Origin of the sequence: Ureibacillus sp. FSL K6-0786, assembly GCF_037965165.1 — a bacterium.
GTDB classification, from domain to species: Bacteria; Bacillota; Bacilli; order Bacillales_A; family Planococcaceae; genus Ureibacillus; species Ureibacillus thermosphaericus.
This window is the reverse complement of the sequence record NZ_CP150191.1, coordinates 2,341,374-2,362,743: the sequence shown is the minus strand read 5'-3', so window position 1 is coordinate 2,362,743 and position 21,370 is coordinate 2,341,374. Positions and strand designations below refer to the sequence as shown.

Genomic DNA, 21,370 nt, shown 5'->3' with positions numbered 1-21,370 from the left:
TCAACTATAAAATCAACTTTTCATATAAGTTTTGTACGGATTTAAATGCATAGACTTTTTCATGCACTTTTCCGTCCTTTGTTATAAGTAGACAAGGAACACTTTCGATTTGTTGTTCGTATGCAAATTCTTCCAAAAAATTAATATTTCCTTTCCCAATCGGAATGTGTGGAAGAAGTTCTTCAATAACTTCCATCATTTTTGATGCAATTTTACATGTTCCGCAAATAGGTGTATATAAATAAAATGCTGTGATATCATTTTCGTTTACTTTTTCTTCCCAATTCTCTATTGTCCATTCTTCCATATCAATCATTTCCTATGCTAAATATTCTTTATGAACTAAAAATCTCGCTTCTTTCAGTAATTGAGCTAACACTTTTCGTGGTGCGTTTGCAACTTCCATATATGTTCTTGGAACATTTAGGTGAGTAGCCTCCGAATAAATTCTCTTCATTAATTTTCTTAGTTTTTCTCCGGATTGATCGGCATCAAAAAAAGTATATAGCTGACATTCTTCATAGGGCTCAATAAGCTCGAGTAACGCCTCTTCACTTATAGTACCATTTGTACAGACAATCTTCACATCTTCCGCTAAAATTGGGGCCAATTTCAACATATCTGAACGACCTTCTACAATGATACATTTTTCGTAATGCATTTTTACTCACCCCACGTATTATATAAGAACTGAAGAAACGATGAATAGTGTTGTCTACATATTATATTTTGATTTTAAAAAAACGCCAGTTCTTTCCCTGGCGTTTTAGACAGATTATTCAGAAATAATTTCTTCGTATTGTTCTGCAGTAAGTAATTCATCAAGTTGAGAAGAATCTGCAGGTTCAACAACAATCATCCAAGCATTTTCGTAAGGAGACTCATTTACTAATTCTGGGCTATCTTCAAGCTCAGTATTCACCTCAACAACTTTACCAGAAATAGGCGCATATAATTCAGAAACCGTTTTCACTGATTCCACACTTCCGAAAGGTTCATTCATTTGAATTTCGTCTCCAACTTGAGGAAGTTCAACGAATACGATATCACCAAGTTCAGATTGTGCGAAATCAGTTATTCCAACACGTACTTTACCGTCTTCTAATTTTACCCACTCATGTTCTTTCGTATAACGTAATTCCTTTGGTATTGACATACTTTTACCCTCCATCTGATATGTAATCTTTTTTTCAGTTTGACATATTTCAATTTCAAAAACAAGCTATTTTAGATGATTACTTCCATGTCTGTTCAAACTCTTCTTCTTTAAACCCAAGAGTCACTTTTTCACCATCTGTAACAATTGGTCGTTTAATTAACATGCCATCTGAAGCTAATAATTCTAGTTGTTCTTCTTCAGACATCGAACCTAGTTTATCCTTTAGACCAAGGGATCTATACTTTTGTCCAGATGTGTTAAAAAACTTTTTTAATGGTAGTCCACTTTTTTCCCAATACGATTTTAATTCTTCTTTCGTTGGGGTTTGTTCTACAATATGAATAGCATCATATTTTATTCCATTATCATCCAACCATTTTTGCGCCTTTTTACAAGTTGTACATCTAGGATAATGAATAAATTTCAACGACATTTCATTGGCTCCTTATTTTTAAATAATTTTTCAAATCTTTCTTATTTTTATCATGCACGATTGAAATCATGTGTTCAAGTATGAATTTTCATAAATTTTAGTGATATTTAACATCAATAAAAATAATGCATTCATAAGAGAATCAAAGTAGAATGAATTATATGTAAATTTTGATTATTGGAGGGAATGGTATGGGCTTATTAAAAGCGGGTGTCGGTGCATTAGCCGGCGTTTTATCTGACCAATGGAGAGAGTATTTTTACTGTGACTCTATTCCTGCAGATGTATTAATAACCAAAGGAAAAAAACGAGGCGGTAAAAGAAGTTTTAACCGTAAAGGAAGCGACAATATCATTAGCAACGGTTCGATAATAGCAGTCAATGAAGGGCAATGCATGATTATTGTCGATCAGGGAAAAATAGTTGAATTTTGCTCTGAACCTGGAGAATACGTATATGACTTTTCTACAGAACCAAGCATCTTTTATGGAGACTTAAACGAATCAATTAAAGCAAGTTTTGAGTCTTTTGGAAAGCGTTTAAGTTTCGGTGGAGAGCCTGGAAAAGATCAGCGAGTATACTTTTTTAACATGAAGGAGATTTCAGGTAATAAATATGGTACTCCCACACCGATTCCATTCCGGATTATTGATCGAAATATCGGGTTAGATATCGATATTTCCATCCGATGTCACGGGGAATATTCCTATAAAATTGTGGATCCAATTCTTTTTTATTCTAACGTCTCTGGCAATGTTCAAAATGAATTTAAACGTTCTGAAATCGACGGTCAACTTCGCTCAGAACTATTAACAGCATTACAACCTGCTTTTGCTAAAATTTCTGCAATGGGGATACGCTATAGCGAACTTCCACAACATACGTTAGAAATTGCAAAAGCATTAAATGAAGTATTATCTGATAAATGGATGAAAAAGCGAGGCATCGAAATCGTTTCGTTTGGTATTAGTGCGGTCAATGCTTCAGAAGAAGATGAAAAAATGATTAAACAACTCCAAAGAAGTGCAGTGTTCAGAAATCCATCTATGGCTGGAGCAACAATAATTGACGCTCAAAGTGAAGCAATGAGAAAAGCTGCAGAAAATCAAGGAGGAGCCTTTGTCGGTTTTGCAGGACTGCAAATGGCTCAGCAAGCAGGTGGTGTCAATGCAAAAGATTTATTTGAAATGGGTGAAAAACAACAACCCGTCGATCAAAATCCTCAAAATGTTGTTTGGCAATGTAGTTGTGGTGCGAAAAATCAAGGAAAATTCTGTACCGAATGCGGAAACAAACGACCAACATCAAATACTTGGATTTGTCAATGCGGCACAGAAAATAAGGGGAAGTTTTGTTATGAATGCGGTTCGCCAAAGCCAGCGAACTTTGCACTGACATGCGATAAATGTGGATGGCAACCAAAAGATCCATCCTTTACACCGAAATTCTGCCCTGAATGCGGAGATGTGATTGATGAAAACGATCGCAAATAAGGAGGATTGGTATGAGTACCAATGAAAAACAAGAGTTCATTGAAGTAGATGAGTATGATGCGAAGTGTCCATCCTGTGGTGCTTCCATCAAGTTTCATCCTGCTTCAGGCAAGTTAGTTTGTCCCTATTGTCATCATACAGAAGAGATTCCAAATGCAGAATTAGAGGCTGATTTAGAAATAGATGAGCTAGATTTCCATCAAGCAGAGGCTAGAAGTAGCTTCCGTTGGGGAGAAGAAAAAAAGATAGTGATTTGTGATGCCTGCGCTGCTGAATTAGTCTATGATGCGTTGGAAGTAGCCAACGTATGTCCTTATTGCGGATCAAATCATGTGATGGAAATTAAAGACGATCACTCTATCGCTCCTAACGGAATTATTCCATTTCAATTAACATTGGAACAAGCAAACGAAAACTTTCAAAAATGGATAAAAGGGAGATGGTTTGCTCCTAATGAGGCTAGACAATCAGCTAAAGCCGAAGCATTTACAGGCATCTATTTGCCTTACTGGACTTTTGATACAAAGACCGCTTCACAGTATACAGCAACATATGGTAGAAGAAGAACGGTATACGATAAGGATGGAAAACCTCAAACCGTTACTGACTGGTATCGTACAAGAGGATTTTATCAAGAATTTATTGATGATCACCTTGTTCTCGCTTCTACTCGCTACGATGCTCATATTTTAAGCAAAGTGGAACCTTTTTATTTAACAAATGCTCGCCCATACCAAAAAGAGTATTTGCATGGTTTTGTAGCTGAACGATACAGTATTGGTCTTGATGACGGCTGGAAAATCGCCAAAAATGAAATTCATCATTATCTAGAATCTCAAATTACACAACATATTTTATGGAAACATCGCGCCCATGTAGTTAAAAATTTACGATTTTCAACAGTCCATTCTGATATTACATATAAACATTTGATGTTGCCTTTGTGGCTATCGACTTTTCGATACAGAGATAAAGTCTATCAATTTATGGTGAATGGCCAAACGGGCAAAGTCGGTGGAGAATATCCAATCTCTCCTATTAAAGTTACAATCACAATCTTCATCCTTCTTCTATTTGTCCTATTAGGTTATTTCTTTTTTATGGAGAATTCATATTAGAATGAAGAGCGGCTTGAGAAAATGTATATGTTTGCAAGTCGCTCTTTTTTCGTAACGTTTTTCTTTGATAATCCTTTACCTTGTGCGGATAGTGCTCTTGCTTGTGCGGTTGGCTCCCTTGTTCGTACGGATTCATTCTAGCTTGTGCGGATAACTCCTCCACTTGTGCAGATAGCTCCTCCACTCGTGCGGATAATTCCATCACTTGTGCAGAAACAATCTCTACTCGTGCAGATACCCCCTTCACTTGTGCAGATACAATCTCTACTCGTGCAGATACCCCCTTCACTTGTGCAGATACAATCTCTACTCGTGCAGATACCCCCTTCACTTGTGCAGATAGCTCCCTTGCTCGTGCAGATAACCCATTCTGCAGATACAACCCTTGCTTGTGCAGTTATTCTTCACTCTATAAAGACAAAAAAGCTACCCACAAGTGATTCACTTGTGAGCAGCTCTCTACCATTACACGATATATTTTTCTGCTGCAATTAGTCGTTCAGCAGCTTCACGTTTTTTCAAGATTAAATTATAAGGATTGTGACGAGTTAATTTACGTAAAGCAGAAAGTGTTATACGTGCATTATCTCCCTCAACAGAAGCAATGACAATTTCTTTTGCCTCTTTTTCAATTTCAGCAAAGGCTTCTTGGCAATAAATTTGAGTATATAGTAATTTTTGCTTCGCTTTTTCAAGTCCGTCGCGTTCAATTGCTTTTGCAGTGCGTAATACTGCTGATTCCATTGCATATACAAAGTTTGCGATATTCGCAATATTTACCAATACCTCTTGTTCCTGTTCAAGTTTTGTACCGAAGCGTTGAGCAGCAACACCAGCAGCTAAGATACCAATTTTCTTCGCATTTTTCACAAGATATTTTTCTTGTGCTAATGGCTCATCGCTAACCTCTTCAGGCATGAGCATGAGAAGTTCTTGTTGCAAGTTTTGAGCAACTTGTAATAAAGGAAGTTCTCCTTTCAATGCTTTTTTCATGAATGTACCAGGTACTATTAAACGGTTAATTTCATTTGTTCCTTCGAAAATACGGTTGATACGGGAGTCGCGGTAAATGCGTTCCACTTCATATTCAGACATAAAACCATATCCACCATGAAGCTGTACTGCTTCATCCGCAATGTAATCTAATGTTTCAGAACCAACAACTTTTGCAATCGAGCATTCAATTGCATATTCCGCAACAGCTTTTGCTACCGCTTTACCATCTTTTAATTCTTCAGAAGAAAGTTTGCTAAAACGATCTTCGAAATATCCTACTGTACGGTAATTCAACGATTCAGAAGCATATAGTTCAGATGCCATTGTCGCAATTTTTTCTTTTGTTAAATTGAAGCTAGAAATCGGTGTGTTAAATTGTTTGCGTTGATTTGTATATTGGATTGCTAGCTCCAATGCTCTTTTTGATGCACCCACTGTACCAATACCTAATTTATAACGACCGATATTTAAAATGTTGAATGCCACAACATGTCCTCGACCAATTTCCCCTAATACATTTTCCACTGGAACTGGTACATCTTCTAAAATCAATGTACGAGTAGATGAAGATTTAATACCCATTTTCTTCTCTTCTGCACCAACAGAAACGCCAGGGAATGAACGTTCAACGATGAATGCTGTAAAATGCTCACCATCTACCTTCGCATACACAACGAATACATCTGCAAAGCCTGAGTTCGTAATCCATTGTTTTTCACCGTTAAGAATATAATGAGTTCCTGCCTCATTTAATTTCGCAGTTGTTTTTGCACCTAACGCATCGGAACCGGATCCTGGCTCTGTTAATGCGTATGCAGCAATCCATTCACCGCTAGCCAATTTCGGTAAATATTTTTTCTTTTGATCGTCATTTCCAAACAGGACAATCGGTAATGATCCAATTCCTACATGAGCACCGTGCGTTAAGCTAAAGCCTCCTGCGCGAGACATTTTTTCGCCGATAAGAGCTGATGTAATTTTATCTAATCCAAGACCTTCATATTCTTCAGGAATGTCTGCAGCAAGTAGCCCTAGTTCACCTGCTTGTTTCATTAATTTTACGGAGTGTTCAAATTCATGATTTTCCAATTTATCTATTAACGGCAATACTTCATTTTCTACAAACTCTTCCGTCGTTTTAGCAATCATTAAATGTTCTTCAGTAAAATCTTCAGGTGTAAATACTTTTTCTAAATCTACATCTTCAATTAAAAAACTTCCACCCTTTACAAAATCTGTTGTTTGAACCATGTCAATTCCTCCCTATCGATTTATTGCTAACAAATTGATTAATATAGAACTTCCAACACGCCAGCAGCTCCCATACCGCCACCGATACACATCGTAACAACGCCATATTTCTTTTCTTGTCGTCTTAATTCATGGATTAGCTTTAACGTCAATATTGCTCCCGTCGCTCCAAGCGGGTGTCCTAACGCAATCGCACCGCCATTTACATTAACTTTATTAAGATCGAGACCAAGATGACGAATAACTTGAATAGATTGAGAAGCAAATGCTTCATTTAGTTCCCATAAGTCGATATCCTCTTGTTTTAACCCTGCAAGTTTTAACGCTTTTGGCACTGCTTCAATTGGTCCAATTCCCATCACTTCAGGTGGAACGCCGCCCACTGCAAAGCTTAAGAATTTTGCCATCGGTTTTAATCCCTGCTTTTCAGCTTCTTCTCGATCCATCACAAGAAGTGCTGCAGCCCCGTCAGAAGTTTGTGAAGCATTACCCGCTGTTACCGTTCCATTTATACTGAATGCTGGACGCAGTTTACTTAAAACTTCTTTCGATGTATCTGGTCGTACCCCTTCATCCATAGAAAATGTAAAGCGTTTTTCTTTTAACGTGTTATTCTCATCAACGTAATGCTGTACAACATCAATTGGAACAATCTCATCGTTGAATTTTCCTTCTTGAATCGCCTTATAAGCCAATTCGTGAGAACGCACCGCAAAATCGTCTTGATCTTCACGGCTAACACCATAACGTTTTGCAACTTCTTCCGCCGTATGGCCCATGCTCATGTAGTATTGTGGCGCTTCTTCTGCCAATTTTGGATTTGGTCGAACAACGTGTCCCATCATTGGCACCATGCTCATTGACTCTACTCCACCAGCAACAATAGCCTTCGCATGACCAAGCATAATTCTTTCAGCTGCATATGCAATGGATTGTAAACCTGAAGAACAGAAACGATTAATTGTAATCGCAGGAGTTGTATCTGGTAGTCCTGCTAATGCTCCAATATTTCTTGCTACGTTCATGCCTTGCTCCGCTTCAGGCATTGCACATCCTAAAATTAAATCATCTATTTCTCCCTCATAGCCTGCACGCTGAATGGCTTCTTTTACTACGATTGCGCCGAAATCATCTGGTCGCATTTGAGCGAGTGACCCTTTTTTTGCTTTACCAATTGGCGTTCTCGCTCCTGACACTATAACTGCTTCACGCATATTACATCCCCCTTTGTTTCTTTTTCCGAATTAATTGCGCAACGGCTTACCAGTTACGAGCATATGTTGCATACGCTCTTGAGATTTACGGTCAGCCACAAGCTCTAAAAACGCTTGGCGTTCTAAATTTAACAAATATTCTTCATCTACTTCCGTTCCATATGGTACAAGGCCTCCAGCCAGTACATAAGCAAGTTTTTTCGCAATTTTTAAATCGTGTTCTGAAATATAACCTGCTGTGTACATGTTCTGTGCTCCTAACAACATCGTTGCATAACCAGGTGCACCAACCACTTTGATTTTCTTTTTCACTGGTGGCTTATAACCAGATTTATATAAGGAAAGTGCTACTTGCTTCGCATCGTAAATAAGATGATCCGGATTTACGGAAATGCCATCTTGATTGCTTAAGAAGTTATTTTCTCGAGCTTCTTCCGCAGAAGTGGACACTTTCGCCATCGCAATTGTTTCAAATACTTTATTCGCAACGGCTTGATAATCAATTTCCACACCTTTTGGAAGACCTTCCAATGCCTTTTCATAGAGAGCTAAGTTTCCGCCGCCTCCCGGAATTAATCCAACACCAACTTCCACTAGTCCCATATACGTTTCTGCTGAAGCTTGAATGCGTGCTGCTGGCAAGCAAACTTCCGCTCCACCTCCGAGTGTCATGCCAAACGGAGCTGCCACAACTGGTTTTCTCGAATATTTAATGCGACGCATCGTTTTTTGGAATGCACGCACAACATAATCAAGTTCAAATATGTTGTCATCTTGCGCTTCCATTAAAATCATGCCAAGGTTTGCACCAACGCAGAAATTCTTTCCTTGGTTTCCGATGACAAGCCCTTTGTAATTTGCTTCTACTTCATCGATTGCATAGTTAATCATTTGAATGATGTCTAATCCAATGGCATTTGATTTCGAATGGAATTCAAGAAGTAAAATGCCGTCCCCGATATCAATCAAACTAGCACCAGAGTTTGATTTAAGAACGCCGTGCTGTTTTTTGTAACGTTTTAAATCAATTGCTTTTTCATTGACAGGAATAATTTCATAATCTTCTCCATTAAAGAATGCTAATTGGCCATCTATTTCTTGATAGAATGATTTATAGCCTTTCGCTAATAGTTTTTTCACAAATTCAGGAACATTGCGACCTTCTTCTTCCATTTTCGCAACGGATTTTTCTACGCCGATTGCATCCCACATTTCAAACGGACCTTGGCTCCAACCGAATCCCCATTTCATGGCATTGTCGATTTCCACAATGTTGTCTGCAATAATGCCGTTTAATTCTGCAGAATAGATCAATGTTGGAGCAAAAATATTCCACAGTAGTTCACCAGCTCGGTCATTTGCGTATACTAATGTTTTTAACTTGTTATCTAACCCTTTTGTTTGTTTTGCCATTTCGATGGAAGGAGCTTTTAATTTCTTTTGTGGAACATACTCTAGCGTGTTTGGATCGATTTCGTAAATGTCTTTTCCTTTCTTCACATAGAAACCTTGACCAGATTTTGCACCGAGGGCTCCTCTTTCCACTAACTTATGAATCAGTTCTGGAACTTCAAAAACTTTTTGTTCTTCACCAGTAGTTTGGTCATACACTGTTTTTGCCACATGAATAAACGTATCCAACCCTACCACATCAAGTGTCCGGAAAGTTGCAGATTTCGGTCTGCCAATTAAAGGTCCTGTTACTGAATCTACTTCTCCAACTGAATATCCTCGTTTTAGCATTTCATGGAGTGTAATATGCAAGCCATACGTACCAATTCGGTTGGCCACGAAATTTGGTGTATCCTTACCTATTACAACTCCTTTGCCTAACACATCTTCCGCAAAATTTTTCATAAAGGTTACAACGTCTGGCGATGTATGTTCAGTAGGAATAATTTCAAGCAATTTTAGATAGCGTGGCGGATTGAAAAAATGCGTTCCTAAAAAATGTTTTTGGAATTCTTCCGTTCTGCCTTCCACCATCTTATTTACACTGATTCCGGAAGTGTTTGAGCTAACGATGGCACCAGGCTTTCGCACCTGTTCTATTTTTTCGAATAAGTTTCGCTTCACATCAAGATTTTCGACAACTACTTCAATAATCCAATCTACTTCTTTTAACTTATCTAAATCGTCCTCTAAATTCCCAACTGTTAACAGTGCTAAATTTTTTGGTGAAGTTAGCGGAGCTGGTTTTTGTTTCAACAATTTTTGTACAGCATTATTCACAATGCGGTTTCTCACTGTTGGATGTTCAAGTGTCAATCCTTTTTCTTGTTCTTCTTTCGTTAGTTCTTTTGGAACAATATCCAACATATATGTTGGTATACCGATATTTACTAAATGAGCTGCAATACCGGAACCCATAACCCCAGATCCAATTACTGCTACTTTTTCAATTTTATACGTCACAAACAATTCCCCCTTCACTCTTTTGAATGAACAATCATTCATTTTCGCTATAAGTTTCCCCTTTGTTCATTCATAGTTTATTCAATTCCTCATTTGAAGATGTTTTTTTCAAGAAAATGAATGGCTATTCATTTCTAGTTTAAAAAAAATACATGAAGCAACTATTCTTGTATTTAGTGTAGATGATTTTACAGAATTTCGCAATCCTTTTATTAAAATTTTCGAAAAATTAATTGATATTTTAATAGTTTGTTATTTACACTCCAAACATATTTCTTTCCGACATTCGCTAAAATGTGTAAACTACTAGGTAAGGAGGCGAAAAAATTGAAAGAAATTACGTCAATTGAACAATTTAATGAAATTATTAGCAAGGACGAGCCAGTGATAGTTAAATTTTATGCAGGTTGGTGCCCTGATTGTGTACGCATGAACATGTTTATTGATCCGATTATTGAAAAGTACAATCAGTATGAATGGTTCGAAATCAATCGCGATGATTTCCCAGAACTGGCTGAAAAATATCAAGTATTGGGAATTCCAAGTTTATTAATTTATAAAAACGGTGAAAAATTAGCTCACCTTCATAGTGCCAACGCCAAAACACCGGAAGATGTAACGCAATTTTTGGATGCGCAAACGGTGTAACTTTGAAAAATTTAGGACATAACTTCTATCAAAAAAGTTATGTCCTTTCAATTTCTATAAAAATATGTTTTCTTTTTCATTTTTCGCAGGATAAAATAAGCTAACCATTAACGATAAACCGGCTACTATTTCAATCAATCCTGAAGAGTAAACTTTAGCAAACCACATACCTACAGGGATGTTAATGATTGACACCGAAGTTAAAGGAAGATAAAGCGATAACACAAAACTAGGAATAAATACGCAAATGAATAATGGAAAGTTGAACTGAATCTTCCATCTATTAATACAAATAAGCGATAAATAAATCCCCCAAATAAAATGAATGATAAAATGACTCCAATTTAATGGAGTTACGTTATAAAGAACTTTATTTGATAAATGTTGTTCAATATTATAACTAATAATTGTTAAAATAATTAACCCAACAAACCAAATTATTTTCCATACATATGGCCAAATTTTCTTCACAAATGTCCCCCTTGCCTACAAATTGAAAGAATTTTCAATCATTATATGTCACAACAAATTTCCCCTATGTCTAAATACATGAAGAGCGACATAGCTCCAATTCTTTAATAAGTCGGTCAAATATCTCTTTTACTGTACCTGACTGAATCTCTTTAAAACGTGTACTTGCCCAAAGTGACATGGCTTGAGGGTTTTGATCTTTCAATGCTTTTGCACGAATCGGCTGCGTTAATGTATTGACAGCGGGATAAATGGCTGGTGCAATGCTTTCATATTTCACCATAAATTCATTTTTCAATCCCCGCGCAAGTCGACCTGAAAATGTACGTGTAAGGGCTGTTTCTGTAAACTCTCCAGATTGAAGAGCCTGTTTATAAACTGGGTTAGCTCCGCTTTCTTCTGTACAAAGGAAAGCCGTACCTAGCTGCACCACATCAGCTCCAGCATTTAATGCGAGGTGAATGTCCTTACCATTAATAATGCCTCCAGCAGCAATTATTGGAACTGCCATTTCTTTTCGAACCGTAGATATGAATTCCATCAGTGGTACATAAGATTCTTCATCCACATTTTGAAAAGTTGCTCGATGCCCTCCAGCTTCTATCCCCTGTAAACAAATTGCATCTGCTCCTTGTTGTACAGCAATTTTTGCTTCCTCTAAATTGGTCACCGTAACGATTACATAGCTGCCATTCTCTTTAATTTGTTCAATGATTTCATTGGTTGGACAACCAAATGTAAACGAAACATAAGGGACTTTATACGTCTTGACTAACTCCAATTTTTCCGTCCAATAATCGTCATCGGTTTTTGGAATTGTTAATGGAATTTGGAAATCTTCTTCAAGGCGCTCCTTATACAAATACAATGACTCATCAAGGGAGTCGTTTTGAGGAACAAAAATATTCACCCCAAAAGGCAAAGCGGCTTCTTTGCATTTGATGATTTCCTGCTCGATTGCTTCTGGAGTTTTATAACCCGCTGCTAGAAACCCAAGTCCACCATTTTGTGAAACTGCAAGAGCTAAATCGACCGTTGCAATCCCCCCTGCCATCGGCGCTTGAATTATTGGATATTTTAAGTTGCTGAACATGTAATATCTACTCCTTTCAATCAATATATAGTCTTTTAGACATTCACAAAAATTTATAGGAGTTACTTCAAACTACAACCTTTTAAACGACCGAACAGCTCTTTAAAATGAAAATGCTTCAAGTGGTTGTATTTTAAGGAAATCGCGATATTGTTTCTGCACATCCATTGTCGAGCCGCTTCTTTGATAACAATAAAACTTAACGATTTGTCTTTTCTTCTTTATCAACTATCTTTACATCTTACAAATATTTTGTCAATTTATGGGTATACAAATATTCTCATCATTCATTTGTGCAAATTGAAAAAGGACATCTGAAAATGACTTTTCAGACGCCCTTCTGATCTCGTTCAAAGAATAAAATGAGAGAAGGCAATAACATTCCTCGCACTAAAAATGTATCAATAATGATGCCGACAGCGACAATGAAGCCAAAAACAAATAAATCGATTACTGGCATTGTCGTTAAAGCTGCGAAGGTTGCTGCTAATATCACACCTGCTGATGATATCACTCCACCTGTGTTTCGAACAGCAATTTCTAAAGCATTCTTTACACTTTTATATTTCCGCTCTTCGATGAAACGGCTGACCATGATGATATTATAATCAATTCCCAATGCAACTAAGAAGATAAACGCATATACCGGTGCACGAGTTGACACTGCATCATATCCAAAGAATAAATCTAACAAAAATAATCCTAAACCTAACGCAGAAGCATAGGAAATTAAAATCGTTGCCAACATATAAATCGGCATTTTAATAGAACGTGTAAGAATGAGCAATAGTACTAGAATAAGGAATGTTTCTAAAATAAAAATAATCTTAATATCACGATTATTGACTTCTTCTTCATCAACTAATTTTGCCGTTGTACCAGCAAACTCTAATTCCACTTTTTTGTCATTGGATAAACGATATGTTGCATTGGCTTCACGGAACTCTTGAATAAAATCAATGGCTTCAACACTATACGGATCTTCATTTAACGAGATGGTTATTTTCCCGTGTTTCCCATCATCGGTAATTCCTGAAGCTCTAGCAGAACCAATCTGTTCAACTTCAGAAAAATCTTGGGCAATTTCCTGTATTTTTTCAAATGTTAAGTCTTCACCGGTAACAAGTACAGTTGTTTGAGCTAAATCCCCTTTATTAAACTTCTCTTCCACGATTTCAAAACCAACACGAGAAGGTAAATCTTCAGGAAAATTTTTTACCATATTAAATTCATATTTAATATTCATAATGTTAGCTGCTGTAATTAACAAAAACAGCATGACTGCTACCCCAACTAGTGCTGGTTTTGATGTGACAAACTTTGCAATAGGACCCCAAATGCTATGTTTTACTTCACTTTCCTCACCATACTTTGGAATTTTCGGCCAAAATGCTTTTCGACCAAATAAAGCAAATAATGCTGGGACAAAAGTAATAGCAGCAATCATAATAATAATCATGGCAGTTGCAAAAATTGGAGCAAAGTTTTGATATTCTCGGAAGTCTGCAAAAATTAAAATAACCATTGCAGCGAGCACCGTACCTGCTGCAAATAGCACCGGTTTTGCTGTTGACTGCATTGCAATTTTCATTGCTTCAAATTGATTTTCATGCTTATTCAATTCTTCTCGATAGCGGGAAAATACAAATAATGAATAATCAATAAGTGCTGCAAACAGCAAAATACTCATGATGGAAGTTGTCGAGTTATTAATTTCTAGCCCTGCAGCACCTAGCAATGCAACGGTTTGATTGACAATTTGATACACGACTACCGTTGCCAAAAGCGGTATAAGAGCAAGTAGAGGAGAACGATAAATGACAATTAATAAAACTAAAATAATGATGATTGTTGCAAATAAAAGTTTGAAGTCTGCAGATTCGAACAGTTTAACTGTGTCACCCGAAATACCTGCAGGTCCTGTAATATAAAAATCTACCCCTAAATCCTCTGCAATTTTCGTACCTACCTCAGTTGTTTTATCATTAATTTCAGCATAATCGGAACTTCCTAAGCCATTCTTTAAATTCATTGGAACAATCATTGTCGTTTTATCTTCAGATATGAATGCCGATAATGCTTGAGGAGGTAATTTCGAAACGTCTACAATTGTTTCTATTCCTTCAATATCGGCCTTTTTAATACCATCAATAATTTCTCCAACTTCTTCAACGGTTATCTCTCCATCTGATTTATGAAATACATATATACCTGGTGTTCCTTGATCATTAGGAAAAAACTCATCTAACTTATTTTGGGCAATAATGGATTCTGCATTATTTGGTAATGCTTGAAAGTTGGTTGTTTTATAGTCGCTTAATTTAGGTCCTGCACTAATAACAATCATGATTAATAACCAAATGGCAATAGTAATCCAAGCCCCTTTTTTTGTAGCGACTTTATCCGTTAGTGTCTGTATAAATTTCATATTGTCCTCCTATTTTTTCGCCAAATAAATCTGGATTTTCAAATCTATTATTTGGGCCTTAAAGTAAAATTATACCTATTGAGAATCTAAAAGAAATTAACAGGAGGACAATAATAATTTTAATCGTAAACATTCCCATTCATCGCGATGAACTAATCCAGAGAACTGATAATACTAACTTTTTGTCAAGTCTCTCAACTGTTTAATTAATACATTTATTTCGTTTATTGATGAATGTATAGAAGCGATTAAATCATGTGTATTTTCTAATGTAGAGATTATTTCTTCCGTTGACGCAGCATTTTCTTCAGATATAGCAGATACGTTTTCAATTTGATTTCGAATTGTAAAGAAATTATGATTTGCCAATTCGATTTCTGACATTTCCATTGATAGTCCATTATGAATTTCTGTAAATGTACTTTTTATTTCTTCAAAGAAATGAGAAATTTCCTTAAGCAATAATCTACCTTCCGTAATCGCACTTTCTCCTTGAGCTGATTTTTCTTGAGCTATTTTGGATTTGTTGAATAATTCATCCGTCACCAATTTAATATTCTCTGTCATTTGGGCACTTTGTTCAGCTAGTTTTCTTACTTCTTCCGCTACTACTGCGAATCCCTTTCCATGCTCACCAGCACGAGCCGATTCAATGGCAGCATTCAGTGCAAGCAAGTTCGTTTGATCTGCAATTTCTTTTATACTTTCGAGTAATGTATTTACCCTTTCTAAACTAGTTTGCAAATCAGAAACCGTTATAACTGTATTGCTAATCGTTGTACCAACTGAATCCATATAATCAGTTACTTGATTGATTTTATTCCAACCTTCTTGTACTTTTCTATTCATATTTTCCGATTTTTTTACAATATCTTCAGCAACGATAACGATTTGTCCCATTTTTTCTGATGATTGAACCATTGAATCATTGATGATATTTACACTATTCGCCTCTTCTTGTATACTAGTACCCATTTGTTCTGCTGATTGTACAATGTCTTTACTTGAACTAAAGATCGTATTTAATTCTGTATTAAATTTTGTAATATGGTTATCAAGCAAATCAGATACAGATTCGATGGATGCAAAAGTGGATGTTAACTTATTCATTCCCTCTTTCGCTTCAAGTTCTTTTTGAAATGCATCAACAATCAGTTGTCTTCCCCATTTCATCAGCAAATATAAAAGAACCATAAATGCATTTATGATAAAGAAGACAGTCAAGAACCCAGAAAAATTGTTATTCAGTCCTAATAAGTTTTCTGGCAAAAGGAAAAATAATACGAGATATACTACATCTAGCAAAAGACCTAACGCTAAAATCAGTTCTTTCTTAAAATAGAGTGTAACCATCGCAATTGTAAGAATAATAATATAGTGTTTAATAATAGAAAATCCATCCAAAATTAAGAGTGCTAATACCACTATACTTGGAATTAATGATATGGTTAAGCCTTTTACATATGTATTGATTGGTAAAAAGAAAGTGATTATCGACATCACAAGAACAATCAAGCCCGCTACAATAATAATTGCTCCCTCTTCAAATCCCCTAGATGAAACAATCGGTACACAAATAAGAAATACTAAAATAATAGTTAGTAGAAGATTGACTTTATGAACTCTGTGAGTGTTGTATTGATCTTGATACATTCAATTCTTCCCCTTTCTTTTTGTGGTAAGGACTATTTGATTATTCACGCAAATAAAAACATCAAAAAATCACTATAACTGATGATTTTATGCAAGATTCGAACTATTTAAGTTGAGTATATTTCCTAGGAAATACAACTCTGCTTTATTATTCGATATACTTACCAAAAATTCCTTCATTTTTCTAATTTTTCTTATTAATTCTGAAAATTATATCAATAAAACTTGCAGTAAGACTTAGTGCAATCATCATTTTATGTTCATTACTGCCCTAGTCTTTCAAAAAAATTTATATTACTTATAATATTGAACAAGGTGATGCTATGAAAAAGTTCATACCTTTAGAAGGAATGTCTCAGTTCAGCCCTGAAGTTTATCCATCCTACCAAAACTCTGCCTGTGGACCTACTACAATATTCGTTATGTTGAAATTTATGTTTGGAAAACATGTTGCACAGAATGTAAATATTCTTTATCGAATGCTAGGTACAACGAAAATCGGTTTATTTCGCTGGAGGCTTATTAAAAATTTACAAAACTATTTAGGAACGGACTGGGTTGTAAAAAACTGTTCATTAAAGGAAGCGATGAAACAAATCGATGAGGGCAGGCCAGTAGCAATAAAATTTGATAAATACTTTACTCTACAATGGAAATCAAAACCTACTTTTACCTATCATTGGGTTCCTTTCATTGGCTATGAAATTGAGCAAAATGAGTTATTATTAATTGTGCATGATAATGGGGGAATAAATCGTGATAGTCAAATACGAAAAGTTCCCTATTCTCAAAACTATAAAGTGATTAGCTTCGTAAAAATTGAGCCAAGAAAGAAAAAATAAAGGGACTCAAACATTCAAACAAGTTTGTGTCCCTTCTCAATACTTTATATACATGTATATAGTGAATAGGCATGTTTTGCAATGGATGTAAAGCCCTTGTTTGCTAGTTGATTGAAAGTGTTAGCGGAATATTCAGGTACAGAGAGATCTTCTAAACGTTCTTTGATTGGTATGTTTTTTTCTATGGATGCTAATCGATAAGAAAGCTTTAACATTTCCAGATTATCTGCAATTTTATTTCGTTGACCTGGTTTTAATTCATCTAAATTTTGTAATACTCCTTCAACAGTACCGTATTTTTGAATCAATTGCAGCGCTGTTTTCGGTCCAATGCCTTTGACCCCTGGATAGCCGTCGCTCGAATCTCCCATGAATGCTTTCACATCTACAAATTGATGAGGTTCAATCGCATATTCCTCTTTAAATCGTTCCATTGTATAGACATCATACTCAGAATAGCCTTTTTTTGTAAAAGCGATGTTCGTCGAAGGATTCAATAATTGCAATAAATCTTTATCGCCACTAATTATTGTAATTTGGGCTTCTTCCTTCCATTTTTCAACGATGGAACCAATGCAATCATCCGCTTCCATTCCTGCTTCTCCAATGTTTTTCCAGCCAATCCACTCAGAAACTTCCTTTGCCATGTCAAATTGTGGAATCATTTCTTCCGGTGGCTCGCTTCGATTCGTTTTGTATCCTTCAAATAGTTCATTGCGAAATGTGTTAGCTCCCATATCCCAACAAATTGCAATATGGCTAGGCTTAATAATTGATTGGGCTGTTAAAACATGTCGTGCAAAACCTTGCACCCCATTTGATGGTCTGCCATCCGGTAAATATTGAAAATGTCCTATTACACTCGTGGCATAAAAAGAACGGAATAATAGAGCCATTCCGTCAATGACTAAAATATGTGGTTGATTATTCATTCAAAAATCCTCACTTTCTACTTCATTCATTATAACATGTTGAGACAGCCCATTTGCGACGGAAAAATTCTCCTTCCCTATTACAATTCTAAGTGACGCTACTGCTGACAAACAAAAGAAGAGGATAATACGTTCATAAAATAGAACATATTATCCTCCTATCAGTTTAGACTTCATTGCATATGGGAAAAGTGCTTTCATTAATCTCTCCGTTTCATATCGCGAATTGCTTGAATCGATAATCGTACAAGTAAAATGGAACATAAAAATAATCCGAGATATGCTGCTGTATTTAAATAAATCGCATAGGCAGTTTCAATAAATTGGGAAATGGCTAGAAGTGCTGTTGAAATAATTCCAAATGTAATGCCCACCATCAATAAGACAAATTTTGAAAACAATTGCGTCACAAATTTGGAGTTGGTTTTATCCGAAAAGATGTCGTGATGCAAGATCACTTTTCCATCTTCAACTTTTCGAATTAATTGGTCAATCCGCCTTGGAATTTTTCGCAAATTCGGTATTAGTATTGCCAATTCTTCTTGCATTTTCTCCATCGTTTCAATTGGCTCTGTAATCGGTTTTCTTAACGAAGATTTCATATAATCATTTGTAAATTTCTTCGCTTCTTCAAAAATATTAAAAGTAGGATCGATCATATTGATTGTGCCGTCTAATGTAATGATTACCCTGAGAGCCAAGCTGACGGATGAATAAAACTGTAACCCCGATTCTCTAATGACTGTAAAAATGGAATAAATCGTTTCATCTGTTGGAACTTTATTAACATATGTTATTTTTAATAAAATTTGGCCAATCGCTTGTTCCAATTCTTGACGGTTAATTTCATTTTTATTTTTGATTAGCAAGGAAATTGCATCGTATAATAACGACGAATCTCCCTGCTGAATACCCATGAAAAATAGTTTTAATCCTTCTTGTTGTTGCCCTGATAATCGACAAACTGCTCCAAAGTCAAGAATCGCTACTTCCCCTGTTTCTGGATTAACAGAAATATTTCCTGGATGCGGGTCAGCATGAAAAATTCCTGATATTAACGCTTGTTCTAAATAAGAATAAACAATCGTTCGCGCAAGCTCTTTTCGATCAAAGGAAAGATCCTCTATTTTATCTAAATCCGAAATGCTTACACCTTTTACATATTCCATTACTAAAATATTTTCATTACTTAATTCTTCATAAACTTGTGGAATTTTGACATTCAGTTTACTCCGTTTTAATATATTTCGAATTTGGATCATATTGCGGGCTTCTATTTCGAAATCCGTTTCCTCTTTCATTGAATTGGCAAATCCTTCTGCTAACGATTTGAACCCAAAACTTTCAGCCCACTGGGATTTCGTCGTAATCCAATCTGCAAATTCCAATAATATACTTAAATCTTCCCTCATAATTGTTTTTACTTGCGGTCTTAAAATTTTTACAACCACTTCTTCATGAGAATTTTTTAAAACCGCTCGATGAACTTGTCCAATGGAAGCTGCTGCTAATGGTTTCTCGTCAAAAAAAGAAAAGACCTCATCGATTTCGCATGAAAAATTTTCTTTTAATATCCTTTTTACTTCATCAAAGGTCATTGGCGATACTTTTTGCTGCAATTTTTTTAGTTCTTCAATGAAGATTGGGGAAAACAATTCTTTTCTAGTTGATAACACTTGTCCAAACTTTATAAAAATGCCACCGCTCTCTTCAAGAGTAGAACGCAATGCAATTGCTAACTGTCTATCTGTATCGCGACTTCGCGCATATTTTACCGTTCTTGTAATGCCGTTCGTTACAGCTACTTTTAATACCGTTCGTAGACGCTTTTGATAACGCCAATAATTCAATGCTTTCCTAAAAATCGTCTTCTTTTCCGAATAACGCCCAGTATTTTCATCTAATGCAATCGGATCAAATAGCTCAAAGAATAAATAAATCAGCATGGAAATAAGCAACATGCTTCCGATCCATAATAACGTTGCAACACTTACAACGCCATCTTCAGTATGATATTGTGCATTTTCCCGAACAAACGTATACCAAAACACAAAAGTAGTGAATGAGACGCTGATGATGACGGACAATACTCTTCTAAATAAGTTCACATTGGAACCAATAAGCCTTCCGCTAATAAAAAATATAATGATTGACACAATTAATATTTGCAAAAGTGCGCTAATTGTACTCATTCACTTCACCACTTCCAATCGAATATCCATTAAAATTAGTATGGCTAAAGTTTCATTCTTGTCATTCCTAAGCGTTGTTATTAAATTGATTTCTTCTATTTTCCAAACGAAATTCATACAAAAAAGGATTCACTTGGAGGTGAATCCTATCTATAATGTAAAATAATTCGTAATACTCTCCCTTTCATTTACAGAATATATTTCAATATCTGTTGATTTTTTGTGGAAACGAACCCCATGGATATTTCCACCCTCATAAATATTTCCCCCTCCATCAATACCGATTTTTTTACGGCAAGGTGAAATCCATACTTTGCTCGAACCATCTTCATTTAATAATAATGTTGGTGTATGGCCAAATACGACATATTCTTTTGCTTTATGGGGGACTTTCGTAAATTCTTCACGTATCCACAGAAATTCATCCGTACTTGTTTCTAAAAAATCTTCTACTTTTGCATTGATCCCTGCGTGAACAAAAACAAACGGATTCCAATAATAATACAAACGAAGATTTTTTATAAATTCAATTTCATCTTCAAAATGCGTTTTGATAAATTCGACTATTTGTTCAACATTCATTTCATCTACAGTTTGTTCGTGTTCGCTGGAATATTCGGAATAAAAACTTTGGATGGTGCTTGCACCTCCAACTTTCGGATGGAAATAAAATTCTGCCATTTCTTTCGGCTTTTTTAACCAGTTCAAGAAGATTTGTTCATGGTTTCCACTTAACGTAATCACCTTATAATCTTTTGATAGCTCCATCACTTTGCGCAATACTTTTAAGCTATCCTTTCCCCTGTCAATATAGTCACCTAAAAAAATAAGCATCTCTTCATCGGGTTTCCAGTACTGCAATACTTTCTCTAATAAATGAAAACTTCCATGTATATCTCCAATGGCAAATACTTTATCCATTTATACACCTCTTTATTCAACACTCAAAAGAGAAAGTTGAATGTTTTCTAAAATTTTCAATCCGTTCAATTTTTATTCAATTATACTACAGACTTATATGAATATTCCGCG

General features: G+C 35.8%; 19 protein-coding genes. 4 read left to right on the top strand and 15 right to left on the bottom strand.

The window, feature by feature from the left end:
• Window positions 1–4 precede the first annotated feature (4 nt).
• From NSQ18_RS11570 to NSQ18_RS11555, 4 genes are all read right to left on the bottom strand, one after another.
• Window positions 5–307: a thioredoxin domain-containing protein gene (locus tag NSQ18_RS11570; protein WP_016838662.1), complete on the bottom strand. Its 303-nt coding sequence runs from the start codon at window positions 305–307 to the stop codon at window positions 5–7.
• Between the two features lie 12 nt (window positions 308–319).
• A complete protein-coding gene (locus tag NSQ18_RS11565; RefSeq protein ID WP_016838661.1) occupies window positions 320–661 on the bottom strand; it encodes a toprim domain-containing protein in 342 nt (113 codons plus the stop codon).
• Window positions 662–775: 114 nt separating this feature from the next.
• A complete protein-coding gene (gene gcvH / locus NSQ18_RS11560) occupies window positions 776–1,156 on the bottom strand; it encodes a glycine cleavage system protein GcvH (RefSeq protein ID WP_016838660.1) in 381 nt (126 codons plus the stop codon).
• Between the two features lie 79 nt (window positions 1,157–1,235).
• Window positions 1,236–1,592, bottom strand: coding sequence for an arsenate reductase family protein (locus tag NSQ18_RS11555; RefSeq protein WP_016838659.1), 357 nt, complete (start codon window positions 1,590–1,592; stop codon window positions 1,236–1,238).
• A gap of 191 nt (window positions 1,593–1,783) precedes the next feature.
• Between NSQ18_RS11555 and NSQ18_RS11550 the strand changes: the two genes are divergently transcribed.
• Entirely contained in the window at window positions 1,784–3,085 is a 1,302-nt protein-coding gene (locus NSQ18_RS11550) for an SPFH domain-containing protein (protein WP_016838658.1), read from the top strand.
• Window positions 3,086–3,096: 11 nt separating this feature from the next.
• Window positions 3,097–4,203, top strand: a complete 1,107-nt coding sequence (locus NSQ18_RS11545) for a hypothetical protein (protein ID WP_339288146.1) — start codon at window positions 3,097–3,099, stop codon at window positions 4,201–4,203.
• Here NSQ18_RS11545 and NSQ18_RS11540 read toward each other — a convergent pair.
• The 4 genes from NSQ18_RS11540 to NSQ18_RS11525 form a co-directional block, all read right to left on the bottom strand.
• Complete coding sequence (locus NSQ18_RS11540) at window positions 4,184–4,585, bottom strand: hypothetical protein (protein WP_339288144.1); 402 nt, start codon at window positions 4,583–4,585, stop codon at window positions 4,184–4,186. The genes NSQ18_RS11545 and NSQ18_RS11540 overlap by 20 nt on opposite strands.
• Window positions 4,586–4,668: 83 nt before the next feature.
• Window positions 4,669–6,450 carry an acyl-CoA dehydrogenase family protein gene (locus tag NSQ18_RS11535; protein WP_016838656.1) on the bottom strand — a complete coding sequence of 594 codons (1,782 nt, stop codon included), beginning with the start codon at window positions 6,448–6,450 and terminating at the stop codon, window positions 4,669–4,671.
• A gap of 38 nt (window positions 6,451–6,488) precedes the next feature.
• Window positions 6,489–7,664, bottom strand: a complete 1,176-nt coding sequence (locus NSQ18_RS11530) for an acetyl-CoA C-acetyltransferase (protein ID WP_016838655.1) — start codon at window positions 7,662–7,664, stop codon at window positions 6,489–6,491.
• A gap of 30 nt (window positions 7,665–7,694) precedes the next feature.
• Window positions 7,695–10,079: a 3-hydroxyacyl-CoA dehydrogenase NAD-binding domain-containing protein gene (locus NSQ18_RS11525; RefSeq protein WP_339288142.1), complete on the bottom strand. Its 2,385-nt coding sequence runs from the start codon at window positions 10,077–10,079 to the stop codon at window positions 7,695–7,697.
• A 327-nt stretch (window positions 10,080–10,406) separates the two neighbouring features.
• On the opposite strand from NSQ18_RS11525, the gene NSQ18_RS11520 reads away from it, so the two are divergent.
• On the top strand, window positions 10,407–10,727 hold the full coding sequence (locus NSQ18_RS11520) for a thioredoxin family protein (RefSeq protein ID WP_016838653.1): 321 nt from the start codon (window positions 10,407–10,409) through the stop codon (window positions 10,725–10,727).
• A gap of 54 nt (window positions 10,728–10,781) precedes the next feature.
• On the opposite strand, the gene NSQ18_RS11515 is transcribed toward NSQ18_RS11520, so the two are convergent.
• The 4 genes from NSQ18_RS11515 to NSQ18_RS11500 form a co-directional block, all read right to left on the bottom strand.
• Window positions 10,782–11,198, bottom strand: a complete 417-nt coding sequence (locus tag NSQ18_RS11515; protein ID WP_016838652.1) for a hypothetical protein — start codon at window positions 11,196–11,198, stop codon at window positions 10,782–10,784.
• Window positions 11,199–11,268: 70 nt separating this feature from the next.
• Window positions 11,269–12,291 (bottom strand): nitronate monooxygenase, encoded by a 1,023-nt coding sequence (locus NSQ18_RS11510; protein ID WP_339288139.1) that lies wholly within the window; start codon window positions 12,289–12,291, stop codon window positions 11,269–11,271.
• 328 nt (window positions 12,292–12,619) lie between these two features.
• A complete protein-coding gene (locus NSQ18_RS11505) occupies window positions 12,620–14,719 on the bottom strand; it encodes an MMPL family transporter (protein ID WP_339288138.1) in 2,100 nt (699 codons plus the stop codon).
• A 174-nt stretch (window positions 14,720–14,893) separates the two neighbouring features.
• Window positions 14,894–16,372 (bottom strand): methyl-accepting chemotaxis protein, encoded by a 1,479-nt coding sequence (locus tag NSQ18_RS11500; RefSeq protein ID WP_016838650.1) that lies wholly within the window; start codon window positions 16,370–16,372, stop codon window positions 14,894–14,896.
• 323 nt (window positions 16,373–16,695) lie between these two features.
• On the opposite strand from NSQ18_RS11500, the gene NSQ18_RS11495 reads away from it, so the two are divergent.
• The gene (locus NSQ18_RS11495) at window positions 16,696–17,214 is read left to right on the top strand and encodes a C39 family peptidase (RefSeq protein WP_016838649.1); all 519 of its coding nucleotides are present in this window, start codon (window positions 16,696–16,698) and stop codon (window positions 17,212–17,214) included.
• A gap of 44 nt (window positions 17,215–17,258) precedes the next feature.
• On the opposite strand, the gene NSQ18_RS11490 is transcribed toward NSQ18_RS11495, so the two are convergent.
• The 3 genes from NSQ18_RS11490 to NSQ18_RS11480 form a co-directional block, all read right to left on the bottom strand.
• Window positions 17,259–18,146 carry a 5'-3' exonuclease gene (locus NSQ18_RS11490; RefSeq protein WP_016838648.1) on the bottom strand — a complete coding sequence of 296 codons (888 nt, stop codon included), beginning with the start codon at window positions 18,144–18,146 and terminating at the stop codon, window positions 17,259–17,261.
• A gap of 200 nt (window positions 18,147–18,346) precedes the next feature.
• The gene (locus NSQ18_RS11485; RefSeq protein ID WP_016838647.1) at window positions 18,347–20,338 is read right to left on the bottom strand and encodes an AarF/UbiB family protein; all 1,992 of its coding nucleotides are present in this window, start codon (window positions 20,336–20,338) and stop codon (window positions 18,347–18,349) included.
• A gap of 150 nt (window positions 20,339–20,488) precedes the next feature.
• Window positions 20,489–21,259 (bottom strand): metallophosphoesterase family protein, encoded by a 771-nt coding sequence (locus NSQ18_RS11480; RefSeq protein WP_016838646.1) that lies wholly within the window; start codon window positions 21,257–21,259, stop codon window positions 20,489–20,491.
• Window positions 21,260–21,370 lie beyond the last annotated feature (111 nt).

What these genes read in the sequence shown, in the direction of transcription:
- NSQ18_RS11570 (WP_016838662.1), bottom strand. Translation starts at nt 307, where the DNA reads ATGGAAGAATGGACAATAGAGAATTGGGAAGAAAAAGTAAACGAAAAT.
- NSQ18_RS11565 (WP_016838661.1), bottom strand. Translation starts at nt 661, where the DNA reads ATGCATTACGAAAAATGTATCATTGTAGAAGGTCGTTCAGATATGTTG.
- gcvH (WP_016838660.1), bottom strand. Translation starts at nt 1,156, where the DNA reads ATGTCAATACCAAAGGAATTACGTTATACGAAAGAACATGAGTGGGTA.
- NSQ18_RS11555 (WP_016838659.1), bottom strand. Translation starts at nt 1,592, where the DNA reads ATGTCGTTGAAATTTATTCATTATCCTAGATGTACAACTTGTAAAAAG.
- NSQ18_RS11550 (WP_016838658.1), top strand. Translation starts at nt 1,784, where the DNA reads ATGGGCTTATTAAAAGCGGGTGTCGGTGCATTAGCCGGCGTTTTATCT.
- NSQ18_RS11545 (WP_339288146.1), top strand. Translation starts at nt 3,097, where the DNA reads ATGAGTACCAATGAAAAACAAGAGTTCATTGAAGTAGATGAGTATGAT.
- NSQ18_RS11535 (WP_016838656.1), bottom strand. Translation starts at nt 6,450, where the DNA reads ATGGTTCAAACAACAGATTTTGTAAAGGGTGGAAGTTTTTTAATTGAA.
- NSQ18_RS11530 (WP_016838655.1), bottom strand. Translation starts at nt 7,664, where the DNA reads ATGCGTGAAGCAGTTATAGTGTCAGGAGCGAGAACGCCAATTGGTAAA.
- NSQ18_RS11510 (WP_339288139.1), bottom strand. Translation starts at nt 12,291, where the DNA reads ATGTTCAGCAACTTAAAATATCCAATAATTCAAGCGCCGATGGCAGGG.
- NSQ18_RS11505 (WP_339288138.1), bottom strand. Translation starts at nt 14,719, where the DNA reads ATGAAATTTATACAGACACTAACGGATAAAGTCGCTACAAAAAAAGGG.
- NSQ18_RS11500 (WP_016838650.1), bottom strand. Translation starts at nt 16,372, where the DNA reads ATGTATCAAGATCAATACAACACTCACAGAGTTCATAAAGTCAATCTT.
- NSQ18_RS11495 (WP_016838649.1), top strand. Translation starts at nt 16,696, where the DNA reads ATGAAAAAGTTCATACCTTTAGAAGGAATGTCTCAGTTCAGCCCTGAA.
- NSQ18_RS11490 (WP_016838648.1), bottom strand. Translation starts at nt 18,146, where the DNA reads ATGAATAATCAACCACATATTTTAGTCATTGACGGAATGGCTCTATTA.
- NSQ18_RS11485 (WP_016838647.1), bottom strand. Translation starts at nt 20,338, where the DNA reads ATGAGTACAATTAGCGCACTTTTGCAAATATTAATTGTGTCAATCATT.
- NSQ18_RS11480 (WP_016838646.1), bottom strand. Translation starts at nt 21,259, where the DNA reads ATGGATAAAGTATTTGCCATTGGAGATATACATGGAAGTTTTCATTTA.